Annotated in this window: 22 protein-coding genes and 1 riboswitch; of the genes, 9 read left to right on the top strand and 13 right to left on the bottom strand. The window is 46.8% G+C overall.

What is annotated here, in order from left to right; genetic code table 11:
- Positions 1 to 21: 21 nt before the first annotated feature.
- Positions 22 to 441 (top strand): YolD-like family protein, encoded by a 420-nt coding sequence (locus tag ADIAL_RS02630; protein ID WP_051503669.1) that lies wholly within the window; start codon positions 22 to 24, stop codon positions 439 to 441.
- Positions 442 to 631: 190 nt separating this feature from the next.
- Here the strand turns inward: ADIAL_RS02630 and ADIAL_RS11015 are convergent, their stop codons facing one another.
- The 5 genes from ADIAL_RS11015 to ADIAL_RS02605 all read right to left on the bottom strand — a co-directional run bounded on the left by ADIAL_RS11015 (position 632) and on the right by ADIAL_RS02605 (position 5,714).
- Entirely contained in the window at positions 632 to 1,591 is a 960-nt protein-coding gene (locus ADIAL_RS11015) for a folate family ECF transporter S component (protein ID WP_051503668.1), read from the bottom strand.
- A gap of 119 nt (positions 1,592 to 1,710) precedes the next feature.
- Positions 1,711 to 1,807: riboswitch (THF riboswitch) on the bottom strand.
- A 50-nt stretch (positions 1,808 to 1,857) separates the two neighbouring features.
- Positions 1,858 to 2,430, bottom strand: coding sequence for a 5-formyltetrahydrofolate cyclo-ligase (locus ADIAL_RS02620; protein WP_034299710.1), 573 nt, complete (start codon positions 2,428 to 2,430; stop codon positions 1,858 to 1,860).
- 43 nt (positions 2,431 to 2,473) lie between these two features.
- On the bottom strand, positions 2,474 to 3,325 hold the full coding sequence (locus ADIAL_RS02615; RefSeq protein ID WP_034299708.1) for a bifunctional 5,10-methylenetetrahydrofolate dehydrogenase/5,10-methenyltetrahydrofolate cyclohydrolase: 852 nt from the start codon (positions 3,323 to 3,325) through the stop codon (positions 2,474 to 2,476).
- 34 nt (positions 3,326 to 3,359) lie between these two features.
- Complete coding sequence (locus tag ADIAL_RS02610) at positions 3,360 to 4,031, bottom strand: cyclodeaminase/cyclohydrolase family protein (RefSeq protein WP_034299706.1); 672 nt, start codon at positions 4,029 to 4,031, stop codon at positions 3,360 to 3,362.
- Between the two features lie 12 nt (positions 4,032 to 4,043).
- Positions 4,044 to 5,714, bottom strand: a complete 1,671-nt coding sequence (locus ADIAL_RS02605) for a formate--tetrahydrofolate ligase (protein ID WP_034299704.1) — start codon at positions 5,712 to 5,714, stop codon at positions 4,044 to 4,046.
- A gap of 240 nt (positions 5,715 to 5,954) precedes the next feature.
- Here ADIAL_RS02605 and ADIAL_RS02600 point away from each other — a divergent pair, with 240 nt between their 5' ends.
- Complete coding sequence (locus tag ADIAL_RS02600) at positions 5,955 to 6,176, top strand: DUF378 domain-containing protein (protein WP_034299702.1); 222 nt, start codon at positions 5,955 to 5,957, stop codon at positions 6,174 to 6,176.
- A gap of 83 nt (positions 6,177 to 6,259) precedes the next feature.
- On the opposite strand, the gene ald is transcribed toward ADIAL_RS02600, so the two are convergent.
- From ald to mgsA, 3 genes are read right to left on the bottom strand one after another with little or no spacing between them, the layout of a single operon-like run.
- Entirely contained in the window at positions 6,260 to 7,378 is a 1,119-nt protein-coding gene (gene ald, locus ADIAL_RS02595) for an alanine dehydrogenase (RefSeq protein ID WP_034299700.1), read from the bottom strand.
- 51 nt (positions 7,379 to 7,429) lie between these two features.
- Complete coding sequence (locus tag ADIAL_RS02590) at positions 7,430 to 7,624, bottom strand: hypothetical protein (RefSeq protein ID WP_034299698.1); 195 nt, start codon at positions 7,622 to 7,624, stop codon at positions 7,430 to 7,432.
- Between the two features lie 13 nt (positions 7,625 to 7,637).
- Positions 7,638 to 8,060, bottom strand: a complete 423-nt coding sequence (gene mgsA / locus ADIAL_RS02585) for a methylglyoxal synthase (RefSeq protein WP_034299696.1) — start codon at positions 8,058 to 8,060, stop codon at positions 7,638 to 7,640.
- 170 nt (positions 8,061 to 8,230) lie between these two features.
- Between mgsA and ADIAL_RS02580 the strand changes: the two genes are divergently transcribed.
- From ADIAL_RS02580 to ADIAL_RS02565, 4 genes are all read left to right on the top strand, one after another.
- Positions 8,231 to 8,749 carry a type 1 glutamine amidotransferase domain-containing protein gene (locus ADIAL_RS02580; protein WP_034299695.1) on the top strand — a complete coding sequence of 173 codons (519 nt, stop codon included), beginning with the start codon at positions 8,231 to 8,233 and terminating at the stop codon, positions 8,747 to 8,749.
- A 725-nt stretch (positions 8,750 to 9,474) separates the two neighbouring features.
- The gene (locus ADIAL_RS02575; RefSeq protein WP_034299694.1) at positions 9,475 to 10,212 is read left to right on the top strand and encodes a methionine ABC transporter ATP-binding protein; all 738 of its coding nucleotides are present in this window, start codon (positions 9,475 to 9,477) and stop codon (positions 10,210 to 10,212) included.
- On the top strand, positions 10,205 to 10,891 hold the full coding sequence (locus tag ADIAL_RS02570; protein ID WP_034299693.1) for a methionine ABC transporter permease: 687 nt from the start codon (positions 10,205 to 10,207) through the stop codon (positions 10,889 to 10,891). Before ADIAL_RS02575 ends, ADIAL_RS02570 begins: the two co-directional genes overlap by 8 nt.
- A 22-nt stretch (positions 10,892 to 10,913) precedes the next feature.
- On the top strand, positions 10,914 to 11,807 hold the full coding sequence (locus ADIAL_RS02565) for a MetQ/NlpA family ABC transporter substrate-binding protein (RefSeq protein ID WP_081757619.1): 894 nt from the start codon (positions 10,914 to 10,916) through the stop codon (positions 11,805 to 11,807).
- A gap of 268 nt (positions 11,808 to 12,075) precedes the next feature.
- Here the strand turns inward: ADIAL_RS02565 and ADIAL_RS02560 are convergent, their stop codons facing one another.
- From ADIAL_RS02560 to ADIAL_RS11010, 3 genes are all read right to left on the bottom strand, one after another.
- Positions 12,076 to 13,038, bottom strand: coding sequence for a nuclease-related domain-containing protein (locus tag ADIAL_RS02560; RefSeq protein WP_197017746.1), 963 nt, complete (start codon positions 13,036 to 13,038; stop codon positions 12,076 to 12,078).
- 321 nt (positions 13,039 to 13,359) lie between these two features.
- A complete protein-coding gene (locus tag ADIAL_RS02555) occupies positions 13,360 to 14,604 on the bottom strand; it encodes a metal-dependent hydrolase family protein (RefSeq protein WP_034299691.1) in 1,245 nt (414 codons plus the stop codon).
- 130 nt (positions 14,605 to 14,734) lie between these two features.
- The gene (locus ADIAL_RS11010; RefSeq protein ID WP_051503666.1) at positions 14,735 to 16,192 is read right to left on the bottom strand and encodes an amidase family protein; all 1,458 of its coding nucleotides are present in this window, start codon (positions 16,190 to 16,192) and stop codon (positions 14,735 to 14,737) included.
- Positions 16,193 to 16,406: 214 nt separating this feature from the next.
- Here ADIAL_RS11010 and ADIAL_RS02545 point away from each other — a divergent pair, with 214 nt between their 5' ends.
- Positions 16,407 to 17,540: an NAD(P)/FAD-dependent oxidoreductase gene (locus ADIAL_RS02545; RefSeq protein ID WP_034299689.1), complete on the top strand. Its 1,134-nt coding sequence runs from the start codon at positions 16,407 to 16,409 to the stop codon at positions 17,538 to 17,540.
- Between the two features lie 68 nt (positions 17,541 to 17,608).
- Entirely contained in the window at positions 17,609 to 17,806 is a 198-nt protein-coding gene (locus tag ADIAL_RS02540; protein ID WP_051503665.1) for a hypothetical protein, read from the top strand.
- 35 nt (positions 17,807 to 17,841) lie between these two features.
- Here the strand turns inward: ADIAL_RS02540 and ADIAL_RS02535 are convergent, their stop codons facing one another.
- Positions 17,842 to 18,579: a phosphatase PAP2 family protein gene (locus ADIAL_RS02535; protein ID WP_051503664.1), complete on the bottom strand. Its 738-nt coding sequence runs from the start codon at positions 18,577 to 18,579 to the stop codon at positions 17,842 to 17,844.
- Between the two features lie 337 nt (positions 18,580 to 18,916).
- Between ADIAL_RS02535 and guaC the strand changes: the two genes are divergently transcribed.
- On the top strand, positions 18,917 to 19,948 hold the full coding sequence (gene guaC, locus ADIAL_RS02530; RefSeq protein WP_034299686.1) for a GMP reductase: 1,032 nt from the start codon (positions 18,917 to 18,919) through the stop codon (positions 19,946 to 19,948).
- A gap of 50 nt (positions 19,949 to 19,998) precedes the next feature.
- Here guaC and ADIAL_RS11335 read toward each other — a convergent pair whose 3' ends face one another.
- Positions 19,999 to 20,169 carry a hypothetical protein gene (locus ADIAL_RS11335; protein ID WP_155849157.1) on the bottom strand — a complete coding sequence of 57 codons (171 nt, stop codon included), beginning with the start codon at positions 20,167 to 20,169 and terminating at the stop codon, positions 19,999 to 20,001.

Below are 20,169 nucleotides of genomic sequence, written 5' to 3'. Positions count from 1 at the left end.
CACTGAAAGGAGAGGATTGCCTTGTCAGAAGAAATCATCAAGCTGTCCCCAGATACGCTAGGCTATAAGGACCGCGGCAAAATGAAGTGGATCGGCATGATGCTGTCCGACCATGCCGAGGCACTGAACAATCAGCAGCAGCAAACTCAATCTGCCACTGTTCTTCCCAGAGACAAGCAGACACTAGAAACGGTCAGTGCCCTGTTGTTTGAAAGCTATACCCGCAAAAAACCTGTGGCGATTCAGCTGGATATTCTCAAAGACGGCCACTATCTTCCTGATACACAAGGTATCGTGAAAGGAGCCAATGCCGCAGCCATCTATATCAAGGACCGCAGCCAAATCGTCCACCGCATCCCGCTTGATACCATCCGCCATGTTCGCCCTATCGAATCAGCTGCTTGCTTCCAGAAGACTTTGCGTCAATCAGTCAGTGAGTAGGCCCGCTTTTTCTTGCTTAAACGGTTCTCCCTCTAAACGCCGGCTGTTTCTAGAGGCCTTTCTCATGGCTTGCAACGTGACATCATGTCAGATTTCCCCACTCCTCTGTTGCAGCTCAAAAAGCCCCTGCAACACAGCTCAGGATAAAATCTGGCTGCTTGCAGGGGCTTTTTATTCAGCATTCAACTGATCAGGTTCGAGCAGTCGAAAATTTCATATAGACACGTTTCAATTGCTTGTTTGAAGCAATAAAGCGGATAGTTGCAATCCGGATAACGATAGTAACCGCATTTTGAATCAGCCTCGGCGGCAGCAGGACTGCGATTGGATTTTGCGTCAGGATACGCAGCCATAAGGTGTTCAGCGTCAGGTTGACAAACAGAGCAATCACAACTTCAGCCGTAATGATACGCTTAAGGCTTACTTCCCTTTTGTGTAAAAACAAACCATAAATCAGCCCTGTCAGAAAAGCTGACAATGTAAAGCCCGGGAAAAAGCCGCCTATACCCGGGCCAATAATAAAACTGAGGATATCAGCCAGTACGGCTCCAAAGCCGCCGACCCATGGGCCGAAAAGCAGACCAATCAGCGCCGTAGGGAGAAAAGCAAACGTGATTCGTACAATCGGTGTAGTGATCCCCACCATACCGAGTGATATATTCATAGCGACAAGCAAGCCGACAATAGCGATGCCAAGCGTACGGTTCTCCATTGTCCACCTGGACAAGCGAACTGCCCGATAAATCAGCAGCCAGACATAATATAGAAAAGCGATAGCGTAAATGAGGCCACTGCCTTCATGAACCAGATCAATCTGTAGCCGTTCTCTCTGCAGGAAAAAAACAAAGGGAGCAGCCGTAAACAGCAAGCCAAGCAGCAGGCTGGGCAGCAGGCTGTCCTCCTCGATTCTGCTGGAAATCAGTACGGTCAAAAAGAGCAGCAAGCCTGTAAAAGCCAGCAGGAAAAGCACGTCCATAAGAATCATCTGCCAGTCGCCTGTCTGCTCAAAGAGATAAGCCAAGCCGTCCAACCCACTCTGTGCTCTCAAATAGGGAATCAGAAAAGAGAGGATAAAAGGGGCAAACATACCCATAAAACCATAGTGCAATAATTTGTTCTGACGTCTGCCAGTATGAGGTGTTGCAGTCATAATCGAAGATCTCCTTTAATTTTTAATCTTCTTTGATACGTTGATCAAAAGAAGTCATTCAACCGGATACGGCAGCTCCGGTAAAATTAAAGAGTCCTCACTAAAAAACTATTCAGTTTTAAAGCGGATGCAGGAAAGAATCGCAAAACTACCGTTTTTTCGTCTAGAGGCAACATCCCATCCTTCTAGCACTTAACGTTCTTTCCTTACTCTTTTTCCTTTTTCATTATAAGTTAGTATGCCTGAATACTCAATAGGCTATTCAGTCAAAACGGGCTGTCCGTTTGTAACAGTCCCTCTTCGGTGATAAGGTAATCCACCGGCACATCATGTTCTTCCGCCTCAAAGGTGTTGACAAGCTGACTGCTGTGAAGCAGCGAGACTGTACGCCCGTGAAAGTCCTTGAGGAAGCGGTCAAAGTACCCACCGCCGTACCCAATCCGAAAGCCTTGACGGTTAAAAATAAGACCAGGAACAATCAACAAGTCCATATCTGCCTTCTGACAGCGGACAGTTTTGTCCGGCACAGGTTCTTCCAGGCCAAAATAGCCTTTTTCCAGCTGCTTAAAGGAGGTTAGTTTGTAAAAATGCAGGGCTTTGGAGTCATGAATAGATTTAGGTACACAAACATATTTGTCCTCTTCCCAAGCTTTTTCAATAATGGTCCGGGTGTCCCACTCTCTTGGACTTGAGACAGTGACTCCGATACTAACCGCTTGCTCCCAGAGCGATGATTCAAACAAGTGGTCCAGCAGGTCATTCTCGATTCGATTGCGGTTGAACCAGCTTATTTCTTCAAGTGACAGTAGCATGCTTTTGCGTAAAGTTTCTTTGCTCATGACCTTCCTCCTTCATCCTTGTTCTTTTACGTCTAGGCGTAGTTTAGTCTGCGCACTGATTCCAAGCAGCTTGTGCGACCTGTTCAGCCAGTACGGCTGTCGTGATTGACCCGACTCCACCGGGCACCGGCGTGACGGCTCCGGCTTTTTCAAATACTTCATCGTATTTGATATCTCCGACTGGCTTGCCGTTTTTGTATCCAAAACCGACATCAATCACTACTGCACCTGCTTTGATGTGTTCAGCCCTGACCAGCTCCACTGCTCCGGTTGCTGAGATCACGATGTCTGCGTCACATGTATAACGCCGAATGTCTTTGGTTTTGATGTGGACATTTGAAACCGTTGCTTCCTCATTCAGCAGCATAATCGACAGCGGCTTGCCGACGACCGGGCTGCTGCCTATAACGCAGACATCCTTCCCCTCGACTGAAATACCGTAATATTCCAGGAGAGCCATAACAGCTCTAGGTGTACTGGGAACCAGTGTTGTTGAGTCATCCTCCACTACACGCCCCAGATTTTCAGGGGTCAATCCGTCGATGTCCTTGTTCGGATTCAAGCACCGGGCTACATCATTGCGGGAGAGCGTATCCGGCAGCGGCTGCATCACCAAAATCCCGTGCACTTCCGAATTTTGGTTCAGTGCTTCAATGGCCGTCATTACTTCTGATCTTTTCGCTGTGGCTTCAAAAACGACCGGCTCAACACGTATTCCTGCCTTATTCATGGTTTTGATTGCCGCATTCTCATAAGAAATCGAAGACTGATCGTCTCCGACACGGACGATAGCAAGCGTCGGGTTACAATCGATTTTTTTGAGGTCTTCAACTGTTTGTTCTGCCTTTTCCAGCAATGCTTTGGCTACGGGTTTTCCTTTGAGTTCTCTAGTCATAAACTGCCTCCGTTGTTAATTTCATCCCTGCTTTTTATGCGCCTGAAGATGCATCGTGACCCTCATCTGGCCACTTATCCTGCTCAAGAAAATGCTGAATCGCACGTTTCAGGATGCTTACGCGCTCTCGGCCGCTCTTTAGACATGCTTGTGCCTTATCTTCCAGTTCAGCACGTACGGACGCATCTTCCAGCAGACGGGTATTGATTGTGACGTTCAGCACTGCCGTTTCCAGCACCGTTGATACAAACAGAACCGACACCATTAAATCATTGACGATTGTTCCTTTCATTCGGACACTGACCAGCTCATCAATCAGATCGATGAGTTCATGACTTTTTTCCAGCATCAGAAGAGGTGGCTGAGCGGCACCTTGGATAGCCTCTTCGACCGCTTTTTTTCGTTTTGCCTTTTCTTCAGGTGTTTCTTTAGGCAGCTTATAAGCTAAAAGCACCGGCTCGAAAGCCACCGCATCATCTTTAGCCAGCTGCTGGAAAGCGTGCACTAGCTGCTGCGCTTTTTCCAGTGTTTCACCCAAACTCTCTGCCTGATCTGCATATGTTTTTTTGTCTTTTTGGATATCAGCTACCATACGGAGAAGGGCAGCACTCATTGAAGCAACATAGGCCGCTGCACTCCCACCCCCTGGTGTTCCGTCTTTCTTACCCAGTTCAGTCAGGTAGCTTTCGATTGTCAGTTCGTTCACCGTGCTTCCTCCTTAAAATAGTCCAGAGATTTTACCCTGTTCATCCACATCCACTTGCTCAGCTGCAGGCTGTTTCGGAAGACCTGGCATCCGCATGATATTACCGGTCAGCACAACAATAAAGCCCGCTCCGGCAGATACCGTCAAATCTCTGACATTGACCGTAAAGTCAGTTGGCCGTCCAAGGGCAGTTGCTGTATCAGAAAGGGAATACTGGGTCTTTGCCATGCAAATCGGCAGATTCCCGTAGCCTAATTTTTCCAGTCGTCCAGCCATATTCCTCGCTTTTTTGCTCCACTCCGTACCGCGCCCTCCATAAACCGACTGAACAATTTTTTCTACTTTTTCTTCTATTGAATCACTCAGCTCATAGGCATAACTCAAATCTGAGACTGTTTCAGTCAAGCGGATGACTTCTTTGGCCAGTTCCATACCCCCAGCCCCACCTTCAGCCCAGACATCTGACTGAACGACTTGGCTTCCAGTTTCTTCAATAGCCTGCTTGAGGACACTCAATTCTTCCTGTGTATCACCAGGGAAGGCATTGATAGCGACAACTGCTGGCAATGAGAAGGTCTGCTGAATATTTTCGATATGTTTAAGCAAATTAGGCAGTCCTCTTTTAAGCGCGTCTGTATTTTCTGCAGACAGGTCTGCCTTACTGACACCGCCGTGCATTTTAAGCGCACGGATTGTGGCGACCACTACAACCGCGTCCGGCTTTAAGCCGCCCATCCGGCATTTGATGTCGATGAACTTTTCAGCCCCCAGGTCTGCACCAAATCCGGCTTCTGTCACGACATAGTCCGCATGGGCCAGTGCCATCTTGGTAGCCAGCAAGCTGTTGCATCCATGAGCAATATTGGCAAAAGGTCCTCCGTGAATAAAGACCGGAGTCTGCTCTAACGTCTGGACCAGATTCGGCTTGAGAGCATCTTTCAGCAAGGCAGATACTGCCCCTTCTGCCCTGATTTCTCCTAAAGTGACCGGCTCATTATCAAACGTATAGCCGATAAGGCAGCGTCTCAACTTGTCTTTCATCTGTTGCAGAGAGTCTGACAGGCACAAAACAGCCATGATTTCAGAGGCTACCGTAATATCAAAACCGTCTTCTCTGGGCATTCCATTTGTTCGGGCACCGATTCCGCTGACGATTGACCGCAGTTGACGGTCGTTCATATCCAATGCGCGGCGCCAGGTGACACGTCTGGGATCGATATTCAACTCGTTGCCCTGATAAATATGATTATCGATCATAGCTGCTACTAGGTTGTTAGCTGCGCCGATTGCATGGATGTCCCCTGTGAAATGCAGATTGATGTCTTCCATTGGGATGACCTGGGCATATCCTCCGCCAGCTGCGCCCCCTTTCATACCAAATACAGGTCCCAGTGACGGTTCCCGCAGAGCAATAGCTGCTTTCTTGCCTAGTTTCTGCAAGGCATCTCCCAGGCCGACTGATGTTGTGGTTTTCCCTTCACCTGCCGGGGTCGGGTTGATGGCTGTCACTAAAATAAGCTTACCCTCATCGCCCTGCCTGTTATGTAAAGCATCAAAGTTGACTTTAGCCTTGTACTTGCCGTAAAACTCCAGAGCATCGTCTTCTATCCCTAACTTAGAAGCTACTGCTTCGATTGGATGCATATCTGCTTCCTGAGCTATTTCGATATCACGTTTTACCATCACTGTACCTCCTGGTTTGTAGTTGTTCTACAGATGTCAGTGCCGGAATGTAAGTGGTTTCTGAAATGACCGGCGCTTACTTTTTCAGTATAACACAGTCAGCTCCCCTAGCCTGGTCAAAATCTTTTTTATTCAGCCCTTATTGACCTGAAATTTATTCTGAGCTAAAAGGAGAAACCATCGACTTTTATGTGCAAATTTCGTATCATAAGACTATACGAACGTAGAGGAGGAATTTTTTTGAAAATAATTGACCGTGCAGCACTGACAATCCTGATTATTGGCGGTATTCACTTGCTGCTTATTGGGTTGTTCGGCTTCGATTTTGTAGAAATCCTGTTAGGCGACGCCGAACAGTGGGGAACCCGAATCGTTTATATACTTATCGGTTTGAGCGCTCTCTGGTGCTTTAAATACTATTCCTTTACGCCTAGGGGCGGTAGTCGGCTGAAAGACCGCTGACTATTTCAGGGAGCCAAGAGAACGGCCTGCTAATATTAAAGGTTTCGCGCAGAAAAGTCTTCTGCACGAAACCTTTTTTCCTACTATACGCCCACCAGATCTCCCAGAGGACTATATGGATAATTCAAATCTCCTGCAACCGCCTCATTCGTGATCCTACCAGCATAGACATTCACGCCGGATGCCAGTTCGGGGCTCTGATGAATCGCCGTTTCGACTCCCTTGTCTGCCAGCTGCAGCGCATAACGAACCGTATCATTAGTTAAGGCCAGTGTTGCAGTCTTTGGTACTGAACCAGGAATATTGGCTACGGCATAGTGCACAACCCCATGCTTTTCGATAACCGGTTCATCATGTGTGGTCGGGTGGTCGATTGTGTCAAAATTCCCTCCCTGATCGATGGCGATATCAACAATAACTGAACCTTTATTCATCCGTTTGATTATATCTTCGCTCACCAACTTGGGCGCTTTTCGGCCGGGAATAAGCACAGCCCCTATCACTAGATCCGACTGGAGCACCGCTTTTTCAATGTTGGAAGGCGTCGATGCCAGTGTCTGAACGCTACTCCCGAAAAGGCGAATGAGCTCGCGCATGCGCTCTGAATTCAGTTCGATGATAGTCACATTAGCTCTCATCCCGATTGCCATTCGGGCAGCATTTTCTCCGGCCACACCGCCTCCAAGAATAGTGACTGTCCCGCGTTCTACTCCCGGAACACCCCCTAGAAGAACGCCTGCACCACCGGAATGCTTCTCTAAATAATGAGCACCAATCTGGACAGACATTCTACCGGCTACCTCACTCATCGGTGTCAATAAAGGCAGTTTGCCGTCTTTGACAACTGTTTCGTAGCCAATCGCTGTGACTTCATTTTCGATCAACGCCTCAGTCAGCTCAGGCTCTGCCGACAAGTGCAAGTAGGTAAACAAGGTGAGTCCTTTCCTGAAGAACCGGTACTCCTCAGGCTGAGGTTCTTTGACTTTCATAATCATTTCCGCTTCCGCCCATACGTGTTCAGCAGAATCGGCAAGTTCTGCTCCTTGCTCGGCATACATGTCATCATCAAACCCACTTCCTTCTCCAGCTCCTGCTTCAATCAAGACACTGTGACCATGGTCAAGCAGGCGTTTAACATTAAAAGGGGTCAAAGCCACACGGTACTCGTTGTTTTTGATTTCTTTCGGCACTCCAATAATCATAATTTCCATCCTCTCTTTAATCAAATGAACCCGTTCATCCGGGCAAATTATTTAGATAATGAAATAGGCTAGAGCCAGCAGCAAGCCCATAAGAATCAGCAGCATACCGGCTAATCTATGCAGCCGGTCAAAACCTTCCGGAAAGGCCCGTCCATAAGCCTTACCCGTTTTCTTTCTGCTCTTTCCATCACCTGAATATATAGCATAACCATAGGCCAGCAGAATCAGCCCGATAATCAGCAGCATACTATCGCCTCACTTAAAAATGTAATGTATCCCTGTCTTCACCTCTGGAGACCTCCCGCCAGCTGTAAAAACCGGCATCCAGTCCTCTGAGTAGAACCTCCGCCGAACCCTGATTGGTTGCCAACGGGATTTCGTAGACATCACACAATCTCAACAAAGCTGAAATATCCGGTTCGTGTGCTTGGGCAGTTAATGGATCCCTGATAAAAATGACCAGATCCATTTTATTGTCGGATATGTAGGCCCCGATTTGCTGATCGCCACCTAGTGGTCCGGATTTAAAGCGGTGCACGTCCAGTCCAGTTTCCTCGGCTATCCGTTTTCCGGTCGTCCCAGTGGCGAACAAATGGTGCTTGGATAAAATCGGTTTATACGCATGAGCCAGCTTGACTATGTCAGCCTTTTTCTTGTCGTGCGCAATAAGTGCTATATTCATCAAGACGATCATCCTCCTTGAAAGGGCTTATTTTTTTTATCATAACATAAACGAATAAAGATCAGCTTATAAAAAAATCGACTCTTACAAGCAAGCAATCGTTTCACTTGATACTGCCATTTTCAACCGATACACTGTTAGCAGATCAACTATAAGGAGGAAATAATAATATGAGCAAGCAAGTTGCTGTAGTCATTACCAAACTGTTCGAAGACGTCGAATTCACCTCCCCCAAAGAAGAACTGGAGAAGGCAGGGCATGCCGTCACAACGATCGGTTTTGAAGCTGGAGAAACAGTGGACGGCAAAAAAGGAACGGCCTCAGTTAAAATAGATAAAAGTATTGACGAAGTCTCTCCCGATAACTTCGACGCTTTACTGATTCCGGGTGGTTTTTCACCTGATCAGCTACGTAAAGATGACCGTTTTTTGGCGTTCACCAAGGCCTTTTCCGATCACAAAAAACCAATCTTTTCTATCTGTCATGGTCCTCAGTTGCTGATCAATGCTGAAGTCGTCAAAGGTAAAGATATCACAGCCGTTAAACAAGTTGCGGTAGATCTTAAAAATGCCGGCGCTCACTTCCATGACAAAGAAGTCGTGATTGATGATTCCGGGCTTATCTCCAGCCGCACACCAGACGACTTGCCTGCATTTAACCAGGCTATGGTCAATGCCCTTAGTGAGTAAATTTTCATTTTATACGGCTGAATGTTTAACTAATTTTAAGGACTGCGGTGATACAATCTGGTACACTAACTTATGTGGAAATTTAGTACACGATTCTTTTCTCCCCAAAAGGCTGAAGGATTATCCCCCGAGACATCCTTGAGTCTTGAAAAGAAGTGTTTGAGATTCTATTCTTTCTCCCCTGATTGAATAACATACTCTCAAATATAATGAAGACATTATGTCTTATCTCCCCCGCCCGCTTTTTCTAGAGGAAAAAGCGGGCTTTTTTTGATTCAAAAACATTTTATTTTTTCTTTCTGTACACATGAATAAAAACTTATTTTCACCATAAAGACATCACACTTTATTCATATCCAAAGTCTATACTTTAGTCATACCCACAACAACCAACTTATTTCCGGCTGCGTGCACTCCTCCAAGCGCGCGTAGCCACTCCTTTTTTACCGTCCGCTGTTAACCCAACGGGCGGTTTTTTCTGTCTAAAAACATTAAAATACAATATTGTATAAAAAATTCATCTTTTCATCTTTCCCTCCCTGCTCAGCTGCTGCTAGAAGACAGCCTAAATCCCGTCCCTATAGTCTTAAAGGGATTTTGTTTATCTCCTTCCTGATTTTTTGTTCATTGTCCTTTGTTTATGGATTGCTTACTTTTAGTATCCTCATTATAATAATCTGTGTTGCCAAAGTGGCGACAGTCAACTAAGGAGGTCGAATGATACCTTGATAGAACTCCGTGATATCACCAAAACATTTTCCAGCAGACAAGAAAACCTGCTGGCACTGAATGCCGTCGACCTGTCCATCGATACCGGTGAAGCTTTCGGTGTGATCGGTGAGAGCGGGGCAGGCAAGTCTACCCTGCTGCGCATGGTCAATATGCTGGAACGTCCCGACTCAGGCACAGTTAAAGTTGATCAAACTGACCTGACCACTCTTTCAAAGAAAGAGCTGCGACAAGAACAGAAACAGATTGGGATGGTTTTTCAGCAGTTCAATCTGTTGAACAACCTGACTGTTGCAGACAACGTGAAGTTGCCTTTGACCCTGCACGATTATGCTGATCCGTTAACACTCGATGATGTCCTTGCTTTTGTTGGCTTGTCAGATAAAAAACACAGCTACCCCCAGGAACTCAGTGGGGGTCAAAAGCAGCGGGTCGGTATTGCCCGGGCACTGATCACACGACCGAAACTGCTGCTTTGCGATGAGCCGACCTCGGCGCTGGACCAGAATACAACTGAAGAAGTTGTAGCCGTACTAAAAAAGGCTCACCAGGAATTCAAGATGACCATCGTTGTGGTCACCCATGAACTGCCTGTTGTAAAGTCTCTTTGCAACCGTGCCGCTCTGATGGAGGCCGGCGAAATCAGACAAATCGTCAAGATCAACCGTTCGAGTAGCGAGAAGACAATCAAGCCCTATCTGGACCGGGCACGGGAGGTGCTGGCAGATGACTGAATGGCTACCTGTCTATCTTGAACGCCTCGTTGATTTCACCCCCCGGTTGTTGGAAAGTTTGTGGGAAACAGGCATCATGCTCTTTTTTGCCATGATTGCTGCTGTTTTACTTGGACTTCCGGTTGGTACTCTGTTGTACATGACTGCTGACGGTCGTCCTATGGCTAACCGTCTGGCTAACCGCATCCTGAACGTCTTGGTGAATGCTATCCGCTCCTTTCCGTTTCTGTTGCTAGTGATTGCTATGCAACCCTTTATCCGACAGGTTTACGGCAGAGCGACTGGCGACCCGATTGCGGCGTCCTTTCCGATGGTGGTCATTGCGATTGCCTTGTATGCTCGTTTCGTTGAACAGTCTCTGATGGAAGTACCAAAAGGCATTACCGAAACAGCTCAGTCAATGGGCGCCACCAACCGACAGCTAGTGTTTAAATTTCTGTATGTCGAAGCAAGAAGCAGCCTGGTCATCGGTTTTACTACTGCGGTAATTAGTTTTGTATCTTACTCGACCATAATGGGCGTAGTCGGTGGCGGCGGAATCGGTGATTTTGCCATCCGCTTTGGCTATCAGCGTTTTGAAACAGATATCATGTATACAGCCATTGTTCTGATCATCTTGCTGGTCGAACTTTTTCAATGGCTTGGACTAAAACTTGCAAGAAAACTGGATAAACGATGACATTATAAAGGAGAGAATCATTATGATCAGAAAAAGTTTGCTATTAGGAAGTACCGTCCTGCTGCTGGCAGCATGTGGAGAGACCGCCGAGGATCCTGCTGAAGAACCAATTGGAACCGATGAAGACACGACAGAAGAAGTTACGGATGAATCAGCTGAGGACAGCAGCACAGATGACGATGATGTTGTCATCCAAGTCGCCTCTCATTTGCCCCCGATGACAGACATTGTTGAAATTGCGGGTGATGTGATTGAGGATGGCTACACTGTTGAACTGGTCGAAGTATCAGATAATATCCAGTACAATGAAGCTCTCTTAAATGGTGAAGTGGATGCCAGCTTTGCTCAGCATGAACCCTTCATGGAAATGTTTAACGCAGAGCGTGACGGAAACCTAGTCGCTATCCAGCCGATTTATGATGCTATTGTTGGTTTCTATTCGCCTGTTTATGATTCAATCGATGATATCGAAGAAGGTGCCGAAGTAGCAATTCCAAGCGATCCGACTAACGAAGCACGAGCATTGATGATTCTCGCGGATTACGACCTGATTACTTTGGCGGACGGCGTCGGCTTTGAAGCAACGGTTGACGATGTAGAAGAAAACCCATATGAGTTCACTTTCACACCTATCGACCTTCTCAATCTGTCTTCTGCCTACCAAGACGGGGTAGAACTGGTCTTCAATCTACCGACATATATTGCATCGGTTGATTTAACTCCAGCGGATGCTGTTTTTCTAGAAGACGATAACGACTTCACATTCGCTATCCAGCTGGTAGCCCGAGAAGATAACCAGGACTCAGATGCCATCCAGGCTCTCCAAGCAGCCTTTACCAGCCAGGAAGTGTATGATTTTCTGGAAGAACTGGCTGAAAACGGCCACCTAGAACCTGCTTTTGAAGTAAACAACTAAGCTGCGAACAGTTGCCTGAGTCTATATACTTGATTGTCAACATACCTTGTTAAACGAACACCCAAAAAAGACCAAAGAGCTCTGGAAGATACGTCGAGGAGTACTGCATGTTTGAAGGCCACCTGTCAGGTTACACTTCAAACATGCCGGTGCACTCACCGTCTTTTGGTGCTCTTTTTTATAGGCTGACTTACTCCCTGGACATGGAAAAGAGTGTTCTTTCACTGTCCACTTTTTTGTCATATAAACAGCCTATTAAAAAACAGGATCATTTACTCTTGCGAACCGGTGGACTCTCATAATACACATGGGACGGTTTTCCATAAACAGGCCCACTTGTCTGTCCACTAGCAACAAAATGATCTTTCAGTACTTTTCTCATCCGCCTGAAGTGGACCGCGTCACCACACCATTCATTGACGGTCGCCGTTGTCAGCGGAGTATCCGGAAAAAGAAACTGCAATTCCTCGATATTATCCAGAATCACATCAGTCACTGTACTTTTTTCGTAGCAGGATTTGCAGAAACAGGACCGCTGGGTAATCAGTAGTTCAAACGAGCCGCATGCCTTGCAGGATAAGCCTTTTTTCAGTTCTTCATAGGAATAGTACGGCAGATGTTTCTCCAGCGGGGCATGCGCTTCGTGCAGCTTGACCAGTCGGTTGGCCAGTTGATAATGCTGCCTTTCAAGTCCCCCGCTGTGGCTATTGAGCGCCTCAAGGCAGCTATCAATCTGGCTGGGAAGAATAATCGGATCTTCTATGCGTGCCTGATAAAGAGTGAAGGCAGGATTGACAAAAACCAGATTCCCCTGTACTTTCAGTTCACTTGCCCAGTCTTGCAATAGTTGCATTAGAAACGAGGTAGTCCGCTTAAGCTGAAGAAGCGGGTCAGCTATTTTCTGACCCAAAATAGTGCTGAAGCCGTCAGGGTTTCGTAAATAGCCTCCGGCGTAATTTTTCACCTCAAAGACATGTACCAGATGAGAGGTTAGCATCAGGGTATCGATTTGGAAGGTCAGCCCCTTGTTGCACAGCAGCAGATCATTTAGTACAATCACTTCCCTATTGACCAAAGTATTTACCTTTGCATCAAAATCGTTCGCTCCGTCAAAGTTCTTTTGCAGAGAAGTTAAATACTGCTTGTCAGCCTCCTTCATCACTGAACGCTTATCCAGATAAGTCAGCCCTTTGAGTAGGTGTGGCACTTCTCTTTCTTTCACTATCTCCATTTTTTTCACCTCCTTCACTATATTCATTGTCTTTTTGGCTGAATTCTTATTTTTTTGTTCAGCTGATCTTTCTATGAAAATGAACAGCTGAAACACATCCACCTGCTGGCCTTACCTCAGTCACTTGCTGACAGCCCGTCAGTTTTCGCTTTCTCTTCTGACTCCTAGCAGTTGCTTTAACGTCCCCATCTACCATTTTTCTGGTTGCAAAGTGGTCCTGTCTCAACCCTGCTGGCTTGCTGTCAGCTTGAGAGCACGCATTCCCCACAAAAAAACAGCCGACTAGGTCGGCTGTCTCCTTATACCGCTTTTTGTGTATCTTCAGTCCAACAGGTTCTTTTCAATGTGACCGTCTTTAACTACGAGCTGAATCGTATCTGTATCCGATAAACTGGCAATATCTTCCAGAGGATTACCCCTGACAATCACGATGTCCGCCAGCTTGCCTTTCTCAAGGCTGCCGACTTGATTTTCCCAGCCAAGACACTCTGCCGCTGTTCTAGTCGTTGCCACGATAGCTTCCATCGGCGTCATCCCGACCTCAGTCATCAACTCCAGTTCTCTCAGATTTAATCCGTGGGGCATAACCCCCGCATCCGTCCCCATGGCGATTTTGACACCCGCCTTGTAAGCTTTGGCTACACTTTCCTTATGGATCTCAATAACCTCTTTAGATTTTTCCACTGCGGAAGCCGGCATATCAGACGCTGCAGCCAGTTCCAGTACAGACACCGGTGCCAAAAGAGTAGGGACCAAGAAGGTGCCCTTTTCTTTCATCAGTTCGATTGCTTCATCGTCCAGAAAAATACCATGCTCAATTGAATGAATGCCAGCGCGGACTGCCTGTTTGATGCCTTCCGCTCCCTGGGCGTGGGCCATGACGCGGATTCCTTTTCTAAAACGGGCCTCCTCGACAATCACCTTCAGCTCATCCAGTGAAAACTGAGTAAACTCCGGATGATCGGTTGGGCTGAGTACACCTCCGGTGGCATGCACCTTGATTACCTCTGCTCCAGCCCGGAGCATCTCTCTTACTTTCTTGCGCACAGCTTCTACGCCATCTGCCCGTCCGTCCGGCATTCCGGGATAATCTGCCTGCAGCAGTTCAACCGTCTGCCCGGAAGTCGTATAGCCGTCACCATGGCCTCCTGTAATAGTTAAAGCGTTAATACTAAGCTGTAGACGGGGACCAGCAAGTAGACCGTCTTCGACCGCCTGCTTGACCCCCAAGTCCGCACCCAAAGCATCTCTAACCGACGTGATCCCAGCGTCCAGTGTCTTTCGCATATACTGAGCTGCCTGATAAAATTTATAAGAAAATGGAGTCTCCAGACGCTTCTGAACCCCTGTGTATTCCATCATGATATGAACGTGGGCATCAATCAGTCCAGGAAGAATGGTTCCCCCTTGCGCATCGAGCAGCTCTTCTGCACCATCAAGAGTGTAGCCCTCCGCTTCTCCTGCGTAAATCAGTCGGTTTCCTTCGTAAATCACCAGGCCGTTTTCAACTGGTTCTCCTCCCAGACCATTGATCAGTCTACCATTTACAATTGCTGTTTTCCCCATACTATCTCCCCTAATTATGATGTACTCTACATTCTAAAGGAAGATAAAATAAATTACTATATAATAATTAAAAACAAATGATTTTTTTCTCATATTATTTATTTGGCTTTATCTGCTCAAGATGACCGTCTTATTCTACATGGTGACTGATTGCCTGTTCCAGAGCATAGGCCATTTCCAGCAGTCGGACATCCTGACCTTCCTGACCAATCAGCGTCACTCCTACAGGCTCGCCACTTGTCCGCTTGAAGCCCGGCAAAGTGACAGCCGGATAGCCGGATGCGACGTACAGGCTTGTGGCATAATTGCTTAGCGTCAGCAGTACATCCACTTCTTCAAAAGCTTGATCCAAAGCTGCACGTGCCTTGTCGCAATTGGCATCGACGCGTTTCTGGTTGGCTTTTGGTGTAGTTTTATCAGCAACAGACTGGATCAGCAGTTCCTGATTGAAAGGGGCTCTTTCTTCCATGTCCTCTTCGTTGAACGTAATTACTTCTTCCAGAGTCAGTTTCCGGTCTGTAGCTTCAGAAAAGAAACGACTCACTCCTCTTGAAAATTCATGTTTCAAAACCGGCAAGTAGTCGATTGTCAAAGCTTCTTTTAAAACAGAGTATTCACGGACGATGGCCCCCGCTTCATCCAGCGCTTCTTCTGCCTCCTCGATGATCCGCTCATCCTCTTTTCTGTAGGTATCCGTTAGCTCCAAATTATCGATCACTCCCACCTTGCATGCATCCAGTGCAGTGACGTTCCATTTGGGAAGCTCTTCATTCAAAGTCGTCATACCCTGGAGCAAGGCATAGGTATCCTTAACCGTTTTGGCCATAGGTCCAGCCGTATCCTGAGTAACTGATATCGGAATAATACCGTCCTGAGCAATTAGTCCCTGAGTCGGCTTCAGACCGACAACCCCATTCTGACTGGCCGGATAAATGATTGAGCCAGCTGTTTCCGTCCCAACTGCTACAGGAGCCATACATAGAGCTACAGCAACCGAACTGCCAGCACTTGACCCCCCCACATCAAAACGACCGTGCGCATGTCGGGTCTGTCCCCCAACAGCTGAATAGCCGTTGGAACTGTCTGTGGACATAAAGTTGGCCCATTCGGTCAAATTGGCCTTGCCCAGAATCAAAGCCCCAGCCTCTTTCAGATTTGAAATCAGTTCAGCCTCTTTTTCCCTTACAAAATCCTGCAGAACAGCTGCACCAGCTGTTGTCGGCATACCCTCTGTACAAATATTGTCTTTGATCAAAACCGGCATGCCGTACAGTGGTCCGTGTTCCTCACTGTAACTTAACTTCTCTGCCTGCTTTACCACATCGGGATTTAGTGAGATAACGGCATTATACTCTTGCAGCCGCACCGCCCTGTTCCAGAAGCACTCGGTAATGTCTGCATAAGTCAGGACTTGCTGCCTGACCATCTGCTGAAGCGCCTCGATACTTCTGCAGACGACCTTTTTTTCAAGTTCTTCACTGACTTCAAATAACTGCCTGTTCAATTCCTGCTTGCAGGTCGTCTTTACTTCCTGATCAAACTGCTTTTTCAGCTGATCCTCCAAGTAATCCTCACTATTGAATTTCATTTCCATTCGCCCCCCGTATCCAATTATGTCGGTCATTCATTACATTATACAAAAAAGGAATAGAAACTGCTCGTATTTCAGCTGAAAGCCGGCAGAACAGCTAACCCTTTTTTTGATCTGTAATCAATCTCTACAAGTCAATAAGTCTGCAGTCGATTTTTTATCCAGTCATGGTACACTAAAGACGAAATCCATGTAGAAAGGTTGTTTCAAGATGACAAAACATGTAGCAATTATCGGCGCCGGCGTAGTTGGTGCCTCGGCTGCTTTCGAATTGAGCAAAGATCCATCGATAAAACTGACCATTTATGATGAAGGGACCGGCCAGGGTACTTATGCGGCAGCCGGAATTATCAGCCCCTGGCTGTCTAGACGCCGAAATAAAAAATGGTACCGCATGGTGAAAGAAGGAGCCGCTTTTTATCCCGGCTTTTTGTGTGATGTGATGGGTGGAGACGCGGTTTCCCCTTTCGTCTACAGAAACGTTGGGACCCTCCTCATCAAAAAAAAGCCGGAGTATTTAAGAGAGATGCTAGCGATTGGAGAAAAAAGGCGGCTGGATGCACCCGAGATTGGTGACCTTAAGATTTTGTCATCAGAGGAGATTCGAAATAAAATTCCTGTTTATGAAGGCAGCGATTCTGCCCTCTGGGCTTCTGGAGGCGCTCGGGTCGACGGCGGCAAACTAGTAGATTTGCTTTTGCATACTGCTGTTGAAAACGGTGCAACCCTCATCCGCAAACGGGCAGAACTTGCTCAAACTGGCGACAAGTACACCATCCGCGCCGACGAGTCTGATCAGCTCTTTGATTCGGTTGTTCTCTCTTCTGCAGCCTGGTTACCTATGCTCCTTGAACCTCTGAACTATGAGGTAGACATCCGGCCGCAAAAAGGGCAGCTGGCTGTGCTCGAGTTGACCGATTTTGAAACAGGTAGCTGGCCCGTCGTCATGCCTCAAGGAGAAGCTGATATTATCCCTTTTGAACAAGGAAGAGTGGTCATTGGTGCTACCCATGAAAATGACCAGGGCTTTGACTTGAGTATTGACGAAAGCAAAGTCAGAACACTCATCGATGAAACAGCTGGCTCTTTCTCACAACAGCTGTCCCAGGCCAAAGTCAGCAACTACCGCTCAGGCACTCGAGCTTATACATCAGACTACGCACCCTTCTTTGGCGAAGTCCCCGGCTTGCCGCATGCCTACGCCGCCAGCGGACTAGGCTCGACCGGTCTGACTGCCGGACCTTTAGTTGGAAAATGTCTAGCACAACTGGTCCAGGGCATCCCTCCGGAACTTCCCGTAGAGGACTATCCAATCGGTCAGTATGTCAAAAAACGAGACAGATAATTGTCTGTCCCGCATAAGTAAGGTATACTTTTTAAGTAAGTACGCTGGGTAGACAAGGAGAGGACAATATGGGATCAGACAGATTAGGTAAATTGATTGGCTGGACTGCCATGGCACTAGCTGTAATCGGCTTTTTTGTATGGAACATCCCGCTGGGTATTGTAGCTATGATTCTGGGAGCGCTAGGACTGTTGACACCTGAAAAAGGGCTCAACTGGACGGCTGTGGCCTTCGGTTCAATTGCAATGATCATCGGTATTATCTAATAAAGCATAAAAAAGGACAGCAAAGTCAATTTGACTTAACGCTGTCCTTTTTTATATCCCTTGTCTTTCAATGAAGCACTATAAAGGCCGATACTCATGGATAGGACTGCTAGCCCTAGAGAGTAACCGCCGATGATATCAGAAGGATAGTGCAGTCCCAGATAAACCCGACTGATACCCATCAGTAAAATGAATGGAACCAGTATCAGTGAACCGACCACCGTTGGCACCCATGTCCGGCTGGCACGGATAATCAAAAACAGCAGTGCCCCGTATGCTATGGCCGCTCCCATGGCGTGTCCACTCGGGAAAGAGTATCCACCGTGCACAATCAGATGCTCGACATGTGTAGGCCTCGGCCGACGGAAAAATACTTTCACTAGCTGATTGACCCCCCCGGCACCGATGCTGACCGTCAGAAAATACCATATTGACAGGCGTGCATGCTTTCGGACCCGCCAGATATACAATGAGAAAAAGGTGGCAAACAGGGCAACAAACCAAGCATCACCCATCCTCGTCAAACCTATGAAAAACCGGGTCAGCAGTGTATCTTGGCTCCCGTGCAGCCTGAGGCCAATGGTTTCGTCCAGAGCACCAATAAAGCCCCATTCATAAAAGCTCATAACCACAAGAAATAAAAAAGGAACCGTTAGCGTTACTGCCAACACAAACAAATTCTTGGGCTTCCTGAATTTTCGACTCATATAATCCTTGATGTCTTCGATATCCTTTATTTTTTTTGTATTCTTTTTAGAGCTTACGCCCGCCATGACTCCATCATCCTTGTCTTTTATTCTCGAAAAGTTATTTTACCGTATCTGCTATTTGATTTCAAATAAGACTATTTTGCCTTTTTATCAACTTATATGTTTATCCTCTTTTTACATTCACCCTGAGTTATCCTATTTGAGCAATCCGCCTTTAGCCAAACCGACGCATTTTTCTTCAGCAGGAAAGCAGATGTTTTGTGCTAGCAAGCGGTTAAAAATGCATTATGCCTTTGACATCCCTGCCTGCTTTCGGTAAAGTAGTCAAGGGAAACTCAAAACCGATTGATCTGGCTTTCTCCCTAATACCTGTCTGAACAGACACAAAGAGGAGTTTACAATGAAGGTTTTTGACTATGAAGATATCCAGCTGATTCCCGCAAAGTCTACAGTGCGCAGCCGATCTGAATGTGACACGTCGGTGACTCTAGGCAAGCATACTTTTCAGATGCCGGTGGTTCCTGCCAATATGCAGACCGTTTTGGATGAAGAGCTTTCTATCTGGCTGGCTGAAAATGATTACTTCTATATTATGCACCGCTTCGATGAAGAGGCACGACGCAGTTTTGTAGAAATGATGCATGGACGCGGTCTGTTTGCATCTATCAGCCTGGGTGTAAAGACAGAAGAATACGGATTTGTAGAAGAGCTGGCTAAAGACAGCCTTGTACCTGAATATATAACCATTGATGTGGCTCACGGTCACTCCGATCTGGTCATTGACATGATCAGACACGTTAAAGAACACATGCCTGAAACTTTTCTGATTGCTGGTAATGTCGGCACACCTGAAGCGGTTAGAGAACTGGAAAATGCTGGTGCCGACGCAACTAAAGTGGGGATTGGCCCAGGAAAAGTGTGTACAACTAAGTTGAAGACCGGCTTTGGAACGGGCGGATGGCAGCTGGCTGCCCTGTCTCACTGCTCCAAAGCAGCCCGCAAGCCGCTGATTGCTGATGGCGGAATTAGAACCCATGGTGACATCGCCAAATCGATCCGTTTCGGTGCTTCCATGGTTATGATCGGTTCGCTCTTTGCCGGACACGATCAGTCACCAGGAAAAATGGTCGAAATTGATGGCCGCACTTACAAGGAATACTTCGGCAGCGCTTCTGCCCATCAGAAAGGTGAGCGCAAGAATGTCGAAGGAAAGAAAATCCTAACAGATTACAAAGGAGATATTGCTGATACCCTGCTGGAAATGAAACAGGACCTGCAGTCCTCAATCTCCTATGCCGGCGGAAACGACATTGAATCACTCCGCAAGGTAGACTATGTCATTGTCAAAAACTCAATCATGAATGGTGAGAACTACAATGCCAGTGGCATCGATGTGCCCGATAGTTATGGTTCATTCAACTATTCTGTATAGTATCAATTAAAAAGGAGCAGGCCGCTATAGCAGCCTGCTCCTTTTTTAATTTACAGATCTTTTTTTATTTCAATAATGATGATGACAATAATATAAAGAAAGACAAAGAACAGGACTAAAAAAATGGTCCAGAAAGGCAGATCGATAACTAGACTTAACAACAGGTATAAAAGCAGTGTGAACAGTGGATACCATACAATGGATTTTGGATCGATATCCAT

This window comes from Alkalibacterium sp. AK22 (assembly GCF_000585255.1).
In the GTDB taxonomy this organism is placed as follows: Bacteria; Bacillota; Bacilli; order Lactobacillales; family Carnobacteriaceae_A; genus Alkalibacterium.
The sequence above is the reverse complement of the archived record's forward strand: the minus strand, read 5'-3'. Positions and strand labels throughout refer to the sequence as shown.